Here is a 12438-nt window from a genome sequence, read left to right as displayed (position 1 = left end):
CTTTAATTTATGTCATCTTAAGTATATTGTTATTAGCAAGTAACAAGCATGTTATGCAGCACAATAATAATGAAGGAAGATAGATGAGCAGTAACAATAGCCGACAAGATGGTAAACGAGACGTTACTCTGCGTTTTTTAGCTGAACCCGGGGATGTGAACTTTGGTGGTAAAGTTCATGGTGGAGCAGTAATGAAATGGGTCGATTTAGCGGCTTATGCTTGTTCTGCTGGATGGAGTGGTAAATATTGTATTACCGCCTACGCAGGTGGTATTCGATTCGTTGCGCCAATCCATGTGGGCAACCTTGTTGAAGTAAGCGCGAAGGTCATCTATACCGGTTCATCTTCCATGCACATCGCTATCGACGTTCAAGCTAGTGACCCTAAAGAACTCAACAACCGCCTAACGACTCACTGTATCGTTATTATGGTCGCTGTTGATGAGAATGGTAACCCGACTAAGGTGCCAGAATGGGTGCCAGAAACGCCAGAAGACATTGAATTAAGAGATTCGGCTATTCGCCTGATGAACATGCGAAAGCAGATAGGTGAAGAGATGGAAGCGCACGTGAAGTACCTTAAATAAGGTCAATCACTAGCCCTAACCTACAAAACCTAATTACAATGCCAAGCCCATGCTTGGCATTTGTTTATCTAACTCAGCTCCCCTATACAAACTCTCACAGACAAAGCTGCGTCTTAACCAATACTGCCTATCTCAATACTACTTATGTCAGCAAGGCTTATATAGCGTGATACTCAGCCAAGGGTTGAAATGAACTCACTGTTGTTGAGCGATTTGCTTGAACTGTAATAAAGTCGTCATTTAGCTCTGGTTAAATACCGCCAATCATAATGGATGTATTTGAATTTCCCGGAGCTACTCTTGAGCGTCACACGCACCACTCTTAGCGAATCTACACTGAACAACCTCAAGGCAGTTGAGTACCAATGGGTCAGAACATTGTACGTAGAAGGTTACGATAGCAATGAAATTAACCACTATATCCAGACTTGTTTTGGCGGGGACAACACGTTTGCGGATCTCTTTCGCCGTGTCGCACTCGATCAAGAAAGCATCTATGTGTTGTTGCAACACTTGGGCTGTGCTCCCTCAAGCAAAGAATTCTAGCTTTTATAGTTCATCGCTAGTCGTTCATAGGTCCTAACTGATCATTAGTCCTAGCGAATCATTTTCCTAACTAATCACAGCTATCTGCATCTAGCTTGAATCAGCGGCCGATATCAACCGTTAGTCATTCAATACTTCTCCAACCCATTCCATAGGTCAGGGATATAGTTTCCTGCAATCCACAGCTACCGACTGCCTCTATATACATTTTCTCTGTAACTTCTGTATTTGTTGCACGCAAATCATTGAAGTATCACGCATTGGATTATTAGCAATATATCAATAGGCCAACAGCCCTTTATACTGAGTGTCTGATTTGTGAGACTCGTTCATGTCTTCAAGTAAGAAGAATGAGACAGGTGAGATTCAGGAGAGAAATGGCTCGAAGCTTTAATGGATAAAGCAGCTATAAGCAAAAAAATTGACAGATAAAGCGAAGACCAAGTAGAAAGTAAAAAGTAGCAGGCATAAAAAAACCCAAGTAAATACCTGGGTTAGAGTTACAAAAACCACTAATCATTAATAGCGTAAGGAACCTGATTAGTAGCCAGCTATGCGTAACCTGAGGGTTATTTTTATTACTGATCGGCGGCCAAACCAAATGATGTAATAAAAATGCCAATACAGAGCGACCTATAAGGTCGCTCTTTGTCTTTCTTATAGGGTACAGCTTATCCTTTTACACCACCTGCCGTCAAACCGCCAACTAACCAACGTTGAGCAAGTAAGAACACGATAGTAATTGGAAGTGCTGAAAGTACAGCCGCTGCCGCAAAGTCACCCCATAGGTAGTTCTGAGGGTATAGGTATTGCTGCATACCTACCGCTAGCGTGTAAGAGTTCACATCGGTTAGCAGGATAGACGCTACAGGCACTTCACCCACTGTTGCGATGAACGAAAGAATAAACACAACCGCTAGAATTGGCACAGACAATGGCAGTAGAACCAGTCTAAATGCTTGCCAAGGCGTTGCACCATCAAGTGCAGCCGCTTCTTCCAATGAGTTATCAATCGTTTCAAAGTAGCCCTTAATCGTCCATACATGTAGTGCGATACCGCCCAAGTACGAGAAGATCAGACCGCCATGCGTGTTCAAGCCTAAGAACGGAATGTATTGACCAAGTTTGTCGAACAGCGCGTAGATAGCTACAAGAGCAAGTACCGCTGGGAACATTTGGAAAATCATCATCGCTTTCAGGATAGTTTCTTTACCTTTGAAGCGCATACGAGCAAATGCGTAAGCCGATGTCGTTGACAGTGCCACGATTAGAATCGATGTAACACCCGCCACTTTGATCGAGTTCCATAACCAAGTCAGTACTGGAAAAGGAGGTGGTGTCACCGAACCGTCAGCATTCGTTACCGACATACCAAGAGCCAGTTTCCAGTGCTCCAGTGAAGGGTTATCAGGAATCAGACTACCTGTTGCGAAGTTACCTTCACGGAACGAGATCGCGATGATCATTAGTAGTGGGAAGATAATCATCGCCAAGAAGCACCACAACACTGCATGCGTTGCCCATACTCGGTATTTAAGGCCTTTACCTTGTACCATAGCCATTGTCGTGCTCCTTAATCTTGAGACAGTTTAGTGAAACGAAGGTTTAGTAACGCAAGTCCACCAACCAATAGGAAAATAAGCGTTGCGATTGCACTTGCTAGACCAAAGTCTTGACCGCCGCCGCCTTCGAATGCGATTCGGTAGGTGTAGCTTACAAGCAAATCTGTGTAGCCCGCTGGCTCTGAGGTGCCAATCATGTTCGGGCCACCGTTCGTCAATAGTTGAATCATTACAAAGTTATTGAAGTTAAAGGCAAACGCTGCAATCAATAGCGGTGTAAGCGGCTTAATCATCAATGGGAATGTAATACGCTTGAAGTTATCAAGGAAGTTCGCACCATCAATCGCTGACGCTTCGTACAAATCATCAGGAATCGCTTTAAGCAGACCCATACATAGAATCATCATGTAAGGGAAACCTAGCCACGTGTTAACCATCAACACCATGGTTTTCGCAAGAATTGGGTCAGAGAACCAGTTCGGGCTTAAGCCGAAGATATTCTCAAGCACCATGTTGATCTCACCAAAGCTCTGGTTGAATAGACCTTTAAAGATAAGAATCGAGATGAACGCGGGTACTGCGTAAGGCAGAATCAGTAGAACACGGTAGATTGAACGACCTTTTAGCTCTTCCCATTGCACGATATTTGCAAGTACAAGCCCGATAACAAGTGTGAACGCTACGGTACATACCGAGAAGATCACCGTCCAAATAAAGATGCTGATGAATGGTTCTTTAATACCATCATCTTTCCAAACACGTTCAAAGTTATGTGTGCCAATGTTAACCACAAAGCCCGGAGAGATGGTGTTACCAGTAAACTCACCATTGGCATCGACAGGTTGATAGAAACCCTCTTCCATGTTTGGCTTGAGAACTTCACCCGTTTCATTGTTGATTAACGTTTCGTCATCATCTTGAAGCGTGTAAAGCGGGGCAACAGAAGCAAACTTACGTAAGCCACTCATGCGGATGTCGTCACCGTTAGGCAGATGGAAATCAACCGCATTGATCGCTGCACGGTTTTGGATGATCGCTTTGATCTTCTCTTTCTCACCTTGTGCAGACTCAATTGCAGATAGGTCCATCTCTGTTGCACTCATATCTTCAAAAGAAAATACGTCTGTTGCTAACAACTGGTCGCCATCTTTAACAACGATCTGGTGACCGTCATCAGTCTTGTACAATGTGAATGGGTAGCTTTCACCGCTTTGAAAAGAACGATCTAAAAGAACGGTTTGAGTACGCTCAAGAGACAGTTGGTTTTTTGCGCTGTAGTTAGTGAACGCAAGCCCTACGGTATAAGCCAATGGGAAAAGAATGAACAAGATCATTCCGGCAATACCAGGATAAATATAACGGTGGGCGTAAGTTTTCTTACTGCCAAAAATGTAAAGTGCCAAAGCCGTTAAAATCACAGTAAGCAGCGCAAAAGCGAGCTCACCACGTGAATACATTAGAATTGTAGCGTAGCCGTTAATTAAGCCAACGCTACCAAGCAACCCCCATTTGATGAAGACGCTTTTACTGCCTGGAAGGCTTGATGGTGCTGGGATAGCATCTGTACCTTGAACTGACTGCATAGAGGAACCTGCTAGCGATATAGATAAAAAATAGAAAAGTAAGGAGAGGTTACCCTCTCCTTAAAAGGTAGTGCTTGGTTGTTACTTAGTCATGCGACCTTCAGCAGCTTTTAGTGCTTGGTCTACTGTTTGACGGCCGTCAACTACGTTGCCGATCGCTTCTTCCATGCTGTACCAGAACGTTGTGAACTGAGGGATGTTAGGCATGATTTCGCCGTTCATCGCGTTGTCCATTGTTGCTGCAATACGAGTGTCGCTGTCTAGTTGACGTTGGAAAGAGTTAAGAGCAACAGCGCCTAGTGGCTTGTCGTCATTCAGGCTCTTCATGCCTTCGTCTGTTAGTAGGTAGTTTTCCATGAACTCAACAGCTAGGTCGCGGTTTGGTGAAGCCGTGCTGATACCACCAGCCCATACACCAACGAAAGGCTTAGACGCTTTACCGTTGAACTTAGGTAGCGTTGTTACGCCGTAGTCAACGCCAGCTTTCTCGATGTTTGCCCAGCCCCAAGGACCGTTGATTGTCATTGCAACGTTACCCGCAACGAATTCAGACTCAGCAACTGAGTAATCCATGTCTGCAGAGATAACTTTGTCTTGTACCATTTTCTCGATGAAACCTAGAGACTTCTGAACACCTTCAGCCGCTACGCCCGCATCTTTAATGTCGTAACCTTCAGCAGTTTGTTTGAATGCGTAACCGCCGTCAGCTGCAAGTAGAGGCCATGTGAAGTAAGCGCCGCCACGTAGAGGCCACATGATCGCTTTCTTGCCGTCTTTTTGAAGCTCAGCGTTAAGTGCTGGGATTTCTTCCCAAGACTTAGGTGGGTTAGGAACAAGTGCTTTGTTGTAGATAAGAGAAACTGACTCAACCGCTACTGGGTAAGCGATTGTTTTACCTTCGTAAGAAACAGCGTCCCATGCGAAGTCTACGATACCTTCTTTAGTTTCTTTAGAAGGTTTGATATCAACAAGAAGACCGGCTTCCGCAAAACCACCAAAACGGTCGTGTGCGTAGAAAATCATATCTGGGCCATCGCCAGCTGCTGCAACTTGAGAGAACTTCTCTTCTAGTTTGTCAGGGAAAGCGACTGTTACTTTAACACCAGTGTCTTCTTCGAAGCGTTTACCTACTTCAGCCATGCCTTCATAAGCTTTGTCACCACCAACCCAGATTGTTAGTTGTCCTTCTTCGATAGCAGCATTTGCACCAAAAGAACCCAGAGCAACTAATGTTCCTAGAGCTACAGCGCTTAGAGCGTTTTTCATGTGAATATCCTTTTTATATTTATACGTAGGGCACATCTACCAAGACGAGCCAGTTTTCAGGGCTTATGATCTGAGAAAATAGGCTCTAACTCATCATCCTAGCCACTACGCCCTAGCTATTATGGCTTAATTTCGTGATCGCCATCCGGTCAGATTAGAGACTAAAATCACAAAATGCATACTCATCGTGATCAACATCACCGTTATGGGGTGGATTTATTTGAACTGGATCGCCAATTATTAATAACCCCATTTATCTACTCCTCCCCTCCTACTCCCCCTCGTTAAATTTTCATTGGGAGGATGTACCATTGCGCCAATTCACCGAAACTGCATTCATCCAAGAGTGGATAGTAAGAACCCTTTACCAGCGAATGTTATGCGTTGAAGCATTGTTCATTTAGTTGGCTTCACTGCCCGCTGTTGTCTTTATTAAGCATCGAGCTAAATCTGTGATTGAATCACGGGGGAGATTTAGCTGGATGTGGGGGAAATAGGCACCAGTTTGGCTATGACGGGTGGGCTTGGTTAAAGAATCCAAGTCTCACCCACTTTTTTCTTACTCATTCAATACTTACCAATTCCTACAGTTACTGCTGACCCAAAAATTTCTTATAATGATAAGCAGTAAAACTTAAAATTTGATCGATCGAGGACTAGCTAGATGGCGAGTGTCACGTTAAAAAACGTTTATAAATCATATGGTGATGTACAGATTTCTAAGGACGTAACCTTAGACATCAACGAAGGTGAGTTCGTAGTATTCGTTGGACCATCAGGTTGTGGTAAATCGACGCTATTACGCTGTATCGCAGGTCTAGAAGACATTACGTCTGGTGATTTGTACATCGGCGACCAACGCATGAATGATGTTGAGCCTTCAAAGCGTGGCGTAGGTATGGTATTCCAATCTTACGCGCTTTACCCTCACCTTAACCTTTACGACAACATGTCTTTCGGCCTGAAGCTAGCGAACGCTAACAAAGCTGAAATTGATAAGCGTGTTGAACATGCTGCAGAAATCCTTCAGCTTGGTCACCTTCTTGAGCGTCAGCCTAAAGCCCTATCTGGTGGTCAACGTCAGCGCGTTGCTATCGGTCGTACTCTGGTTTCTCAACCAAACGTATTCCTACTTGATGAGCCTCTATCTAACCTTGATGCTGCTTTGCGTGTTCAAATGCGTTCGCAAATCACTAAGCTACAGCGTCAACTTGGTTGCACCATGATCTACGTTACCCACGACCAGGTGGAAGCGATGACAATGGCCGATAAAATTGTTGTTCTTGATGGCGGTTACGTATCTCAAGTCGGTAAGCCGCTTGATCTTTACCACTACCCTCAGAACCGTTTCGTTGCTGGCTTTATTGGCTCGCCGAAGATGAACTTTATGTCGGTTCACATTGAGCAAGCTGAAGCAGAGCGCGTATTGGTACAACTTTCAAATGGCATGACTTTCTGGATCCCGGTAGATGGTACCACTGTCAATGCTGGTGACCGTATGTCTCTGGGTGTTCGTCCTGAACACTTGTTGTCTGCTGACACGGGTGACGCGACGATTGAAGCTGAAGTGATGATGGTCGAGAAACTAGGTAACGAAACACAGGTTTACCTAAACCTCGAAAGTGCTGATGCTGATGTTATCTACCGTCAACCAGACACGTTAACGATTGAGTCTGGTGACAAGCTAGCGATTGGTATTCCTGCGCACCGTTGTCACTTGTTCCATAGCGATGGTCGAGCATGTCGTCGCTTGTACAAAGAGTACGGCACCGACTAATCGGTTCGCCTTTTTAAGATATAACTTGCTCATATCGAATTCCTCTTACCTTGTAAGGGGGATTTTTTGTTTAAAGGCACCAACTACTTTCACTTTGATTGTTTAACTTTGCGCACAAGTCAGTTAGCTTTTCGTGCAGCAATAAAAAAGGCCTAGCGGATGCTAGACCTTTATCTGTTTGTACTAAAAGCCACCCTATCTAAAGATATAGGTTAGCTCTATTGAAACTTAGTGGATTGGCGTATCACTTGTTTTGTTGAACTGGCCAAAATGCTTTTCTAACACTTCTGGTGTTAGTTTGCCTTCCGCTTCTAGTCGCTTAAATTCAGCAACGATCGCTTTTTGCTCTTCAATTGATGGCAGTTGTACTTCTGGCTCATCACCCATCTCTTGAGTCATCTGCTCTAGTTCTTTTTCAAAATCGCTCATGGTACTTACCTAAATATTAAACCTCATGGGATTTTACTCATTTACGCTCTGTGATGCTAGAGCGATTAAGTGCAAAGCCCGAAACCAGATCAAGCTAAAGCCAGTTAGAAGAAAACAGGCCCGTAAATAAAAAGAGCTGGATTCACGATTAAATGAATCCAGCTCTTCATCTGTGTCCCTTTCTAAGCCATGCTACAGCTTAAAGGATTTAAAGCTTTAAGAGATTAAAGCTTAAACGAACCAACCATCTTATCTAGGCGAGAAGACAGGTCACGAAGCTCTTGGCTTGCTTCAGCAAGTTGTTCAGCCGTGCCCGTTGTCACTTCGTTGATCGCATTGATCTCTTCAATGTTCTGGTTGATGGTGTGAACTACGGTTGATTGCTCTTCCGTTGCCGTTGCCACTTGTGTGTTACGGTCAGTGATGTCAACAATGCGGTCTGAAATACCACCCAGTACGTCTACCGCTTCGTCCGATGCTGATACACCTTCAAGCGTGATCACTTTACCCGCACTCATTGCAGATACAGCGTCTTTCGCATCGCTTTGCAGTTGGTTGATCATCTTCTGAATCTCTTCCGTTGAATCTGCTGTGCGACTTGCGAGGTTACGAACTTCATCGGCTACCACAGCAAAGCCACGGCCTTGCTCACCGGCACGCGCAGCTTCAATCGCTGCGTTCAATGCGAGTAAGTTAGTTTGCTCAGAGATATCACGGATAACACCCAGAATAGAGCCGATGTCTTGCGTTGTTGAAGCAAGCTGCTCCACCACTTGACCCGTGCTTTCGATATCTTGCGCTAAACGGCTGATCGCGTCTTTTGCTTTGTTTACCACAGAACGGCCCACTTCAGTATTGCCCGAAGCTTGAGTGGCTGTTTCTGCTGCTGTTGCCGCGTTTGATGCAATCTCACTGATGGTCATACCCATTTGGTTGATCGCAGCCACCACTTGAAGAGTTTGATCACGTTGCTCTTGGCTATTGTCGTGGGTGATGTGTGCTTTGTTAGAAACACTCTCGGCTGCCACTTGAAGCGCTTGGCTTGTCGAGCATACTTCTTTCATCGACTCGTGAATCTTTTCAATGAATCCGTTAAAGCCCTTTGAAAGCTGTGCGATTTCATCGTTGCCTTTGACTTCAATACGCTGCGCCAGATCACCATCACCTTCGCCAAGGTCACCAAATCGCTTAGCCAGAAGTTTAATCGGTTGAGTGATGCTGTTTGCTAGCACTACGCCCATTAAGATAAAGACTAAAGCCACGATAGCCGTCATGATCAGCATCTTTTGTGCAGTCGCATCGAGCTCAGCAAACACTTCATCAGTTGGTACCACACCAATAACGAACCAGTCCATTGACGACACATAAAGACTCGCGACGAATAGCTCTTGTCCTTGGCTTTCGGTGGTAATTAGGTTGAAACCCGACTTGTTCAATAGCTGGCTAGCTTGAGGGCCGTAAAGTTGTTGAAGTGACGAATCACTACGTGAACGCTCACGGTGAATTTGTACATCACCTTGGCTATCTGTCAAAAATACAAAGCCTGTATTTTCAATCTTGAAACCGTTCAGCAGGTTAACCATGTCATCCATCGATTTTGATAGACCTGACATTGCCAAACCAGAGGGCTGTTGGTAGTTAGCAAACATCTTCACTTCACCATTGGCTTCTTGGAACATGCTCACCATAGTTGGCTGGCCTGACTGAGTAAAACCGAAGAACCAACCGTCTTGTTGTTGGTTTAGCTGGCGTAAGAAACCATCTTGATTCCAGTAGTACGCTGTTTCACGGTTGGCAACCGACGCATCGTTTAACTGGTATTGGTTACGCACGTTATTCAGTTGTTTAACTAGCTTATTCTCAATATCCGCATCACGTTCAGTCGAATCGATAGCGTCAGAAATGAATTCATTCGAAGCAATTTGCTCCGCTGCCAACAACAGCTGAGAGACTTCACGATCAATTTCACCGTTGATTCGCTCAAGCATTCCAGGAAGCTCAATATCAACCAATCGATGGCTCAATACATCTCTTGCTTGTTGTTGCGCCATCGCACCTACGATGACCGTAGAAGCCAGAACCGCAAAAGTAATTCCAAGTACAACCTTTTGCTTAATACTCAGAGAGTTAGTTTTCAACATATTTGGACCTTTAAAAAGAATCGCTCTTTATTTATGTACCCTGAACAGGACTTTTTAGTGCACTCCAATCAGCAATGCACAATCTGAGTTATGTATCGGCCAAAACCAATATAACTAGAGACTTTTATCTCAAAAAACTGCAAATATGATGTAACGACTCAATCATTCTCTCTTGGGATAAAGATTATCGAGGTCAATATTATTATCTTATTAGCATTCGCCTGGGTTATTTAATGATGCTTAACACGCTAACCCTTCAGATATAAAGGCATTAAGTTTGTCCTCATTAATGATATCAATGCGGCGATAACCTATTTCAATCATGCCTTCTTTCGCCAATTGTTGGAGAGAGCGGCTGAGTGTTTGACGGGTACACCTAGACAGATGCGCCAACTTATCTTGGGTATATAAGATCGGATTGAGTTCGTTCGGCATCCCATTTAAACGACTGACTAATAACAGTAACTTAGCAACGCGAAATTCATTTTTAAGCAGTACAGATTCTGTCGTCCACTCCATCAAAAGCCGGAATCGAAAGCTGATTTCACGAATTGCAATTTTATAGAGTTCTGGATAACGGTCAGCGATATCTCTCATTTTTTTGACAGGAATAGCCACGACAATCGCATCAGAAGATGAGTAGAAGTTATGGTTGGTCGGTTGTTCATCAAAACAGCCTATCCACGTCAGCCAGCTGTTTGGACCTAGCATGGCAATGCACGCCTCATCACCACTTTCACTGTAACTCATCAGTTCGATATGTCCCTTAACCACAAGGCGCATGGTATCGACAGCGGTATAGGCGGAATTGAGCAAAGTCGGAACCTTATAGGCTTCAATTCTTGCAGCACCGACTATCTCTTCAACGGCTTTCGGATCTAGCTGATTTAGCGTGGGATCATGTCTTAACACCAGCTCAAGCATCGAATGTTGTTCTTCACCACTCATCGTAGGAACGAAACTAGAATGTAAGATTTTACACATTGTTCTCATCCAACCCCTGATAGATTGTTAATTAATTGTTAAATACAGACTAACAATTAATCGAATAAAAAAGCTAGGAAAAACCACAAGGTCGTGAAATGAGGATTCAAGAATGCAAATGCCATGCGTAAACACATTGAGCCGTTGGCTCTTTAAAGGCTCGATAGCAACAGTTTTAATTACCTGCGCTAGCTGGAGTACAGTCTCAGTAGCCAACGATAAATTTGAGGGGATCCCCGGTGAAAGAACCTGTTTCTTCCGTTATGGCCCCGTCTCTGCAGACCCATACATTAACGTTGCCTACCCCGATGCTGCGGTAAAATATTGGGGAGCAGCTTTTACTGTACCTGATGGTGCCAAGCTAAAATTAGAAGGACAATTCCCACATTCTCGCTACATGTCGTTCATTAGCTATGATGACCGTGGAAGACCAGTACAATCTTTACCCGACTACATGATCAAACCCAGCCAAAGCAGCGTGAACCCTTTCAGAGAAGGCAGTCAGCGCGACAGCGTTCTTAGAAGCTACCAAGTCAATGTTCTCAACGCTCAACCAAAAACTGATTACACCGCAGGCCAAATACGTGATGGCGCTGAAATGGATGAACTGCATGCGCCAAAATCTTCAGCTAATCAGCAGGTGATCATCTACCGCATCTACGCAAAAGACGAAAACAGTGATGGCACTGGGAATACAGCATTACCGCAGCCAGTCGTCACGCTTGCTTCAGGAAAGGAACTTCGCGGACAAGAAGCGTGTGATTCTCTGCAAAGTGCGCAACCGTTAAAAGCTCAATTAAATGCCCTGGGAATCCCAGTCGAGAAGTATCGTGAATTGGTTACACAACCCAACAAGCCCGCAGGTTTCCCCGCAACCAATCCATCGACTTGGCACATTCAGCTCGACCGAGAAAGCTTGTTAGGTATTTACACAGGGAAAATCAACCCTGAAGCGAGACGAAGCACGGGTGGCTTCTACCCAAATCTTGATAACAACTACATTAGAACCGTCGTTAATCGCAAACATGGCCCTGTATTTGTCCTCAGAGCGAAAGCTCCTGTGACGCCGAAAACTTTCCATGGCGTGAAAAAAATGACCAAAGGTGACCTCCGTTACTGGTCGGTCTGCTCGAACAAAGGTTTCGCTGTAACCAAAGTCAACGACTGCCTTTACGATGAAGCGATTCCGGTGGACAAGGACGGCTATTACACTGTCGCCGTGAGCCGCGCTGCCGACAGACCACGTAACGCTTTTGCCCAATGTGGTGTAGGTTGGTTACCAATGGCAGACGATGGTGATGGCATTATTGATGAAGATGCATCGATTGTTCAAATCCGTCACATGCTCGCAGCGCCGGAGTTTAGCCACGCCATACAAAACATCCAGCAAGATAAAGATATCGCCCCGGTGATGGGGGAATACTACCCAAGAACCTTCTACACCACGACCAACAACTTCGAGCTCATGATCCCTTGTTCGGGGTAATACTCTCCATCTGAATAACCCATTAATAAACCTACGAAATGGCAGGTTCCCCGCCTGCCATCTATGACCGAATACCA

The 12438-nt window shown here is 44.7% G+C and carries 10 protein-coding genes; 4 read left to right on the top strand and 6 right to left on the bottom strand.

The annotated features are described in order from the left end of the window. Positions 1–83 precede the first annotated feature (83 nt). Positions 84–587, top strand: a complete 504-nt coding sequence (locus tag AC3CKG_RS21245) for an acyl-CoA thioesterase (protein WP_017104899.1) — start codon at positions 84–86, stop codon at positions 585–587. A 300-nt stretch (positions 588–887) separates the two neighbouring features. Beyond that, positions 888–1133 (top strand): hypothetical protein, encoded by a 246-nt coding sequence (locus AC3CKG_RS21240; protein WP_029223283.1) that lies wholly within the window; start codon positions 888–890, stop codon positions 1131–1133. Between the two features lie 671 nt (positions 1134–1804). On the opposite strand, the gene malG is transcribed toward AC3CKG_RS21240, so the two are convergent. From malG to malE, 3 genes are all read right to left on the bottom strand, one after another. Further along, on the bottom strand, positions 1805–2695 hold the full coding sequence (gene malG, locus AC3CKG_RS21235; protein ID WP_010431447.1) for a maltose ABC transporter permease MalG: 891 nt from the start codon (positions 2693–2695) through the stop codon (positions 1805–1807). Positions 2696–2706: 11 nt separating this feature from the next. After that, entirely contained in the window at positions 2707–4278 is a 1572-nt protein-coding gene (gene malF, locus AC3CKG_RS21230; protein ID WP_017108968.1) for a maltose ABC transporter permease MalF, read from the bottom strand. 81 nt (positions 4279–4359) lie between these two features. After that, positions 4360–5544, bottom strand: coding sequence for a maltose/maltodextrin ABC transporter substrate-binding protein MalE (malE, locus tag AC3CKG_RS21225; protein WP_017108967.1), 1185 nt, complete (start codon positions 5542–5544; stop codon positions 4360–4362). 664 nt (positions 5545–6208) lie between these two features. On the opposite strand from malE, the gene malK reads away from it, so the two are divergent. Further along, positions 6209–7321 (top strand): maltose/maltodextrin ABC transporter ATP-binding protein MalK, encoded by a 1113-nt coding sequence (malK, locus tag AC3CKG_RS21220; protein ID WP_017104895.1) that lies wholly within the window; start codon positions 6209–6211, stop codon positions 7319–7321. Positions 7322–7549: 228 nt separating this feature from the next. On the opposite strand, the gene AC3CKG_RS21215 is transcribed toward malK, so the two are convergent. The 3 genes from AC3CKG_RS21215 to AC3CKG_RS21205 form a co-directional block, all read right to left on the bottom strand. Then, positions 7550–7750 carry a restriction endonuclease subunit S domain-containing protein gene (locus AC3CKG_RS21215; RefSeq protein WP_017091765.1) on the bottom strand — a complete coding sequence of 67 codons (201 nt, stop codon included), beginning with the start codon at positions 7748–7750 and terminating at the stop codon, positions 7550–7552. A gap of 224 nt (positions 7751–7974) precedes the next feature. Beyond that, complete coding sequence (locus AC3CKG_RS21210) at positions 7975–9891, bottom strand: methyl-accepting chemotaxis protein (RefSeq protein ID WP_065104470.1); 1917 nt, start codon at positions 9889–9891, stop codon at positions 7975–7977. 240 nt (positions 9892–10131) lie between these two features. Then, positions 10132–10875 carry a Crp/Fnr family transcriptional regulator gene (locus AC3CKG_RS21205; protein WP_102362983.1) on the bottom strand — a complete coding sequence of 248 codons (744 nt, stop codon included), beginning with the start codon at positions 10873–10875 and terminating at the stop codon, positions 10132–10134. 112 nt (positions 10876–10987) lie between these two features. Between AC3CKG_RS21205 and AC3CKG_RS21200 the strand changes: the two genes are divergently transcribed. Then, positions 10988–12361 (top strand): hypothetical protein, encoded by a 1374-nt coding sequence (locus tag AC3CKG_RS21200; protein ID WP_488529296.1) that lies wholly within the window; start codon positions 10988–10990, stop codon positions 12359–12361. The last annotated feature ends 77 nt before the right edge of the window (positions 12362–12438 follow it).

The sequence above is a fragment of the Vibrio sp. QJM3NY_15 genome, assembly GCF_057785995.1.
Note: the sequence above shows the minus strand (reverse complement) of the source record. Positions and strands in the feature narration are given on the sequence as shown.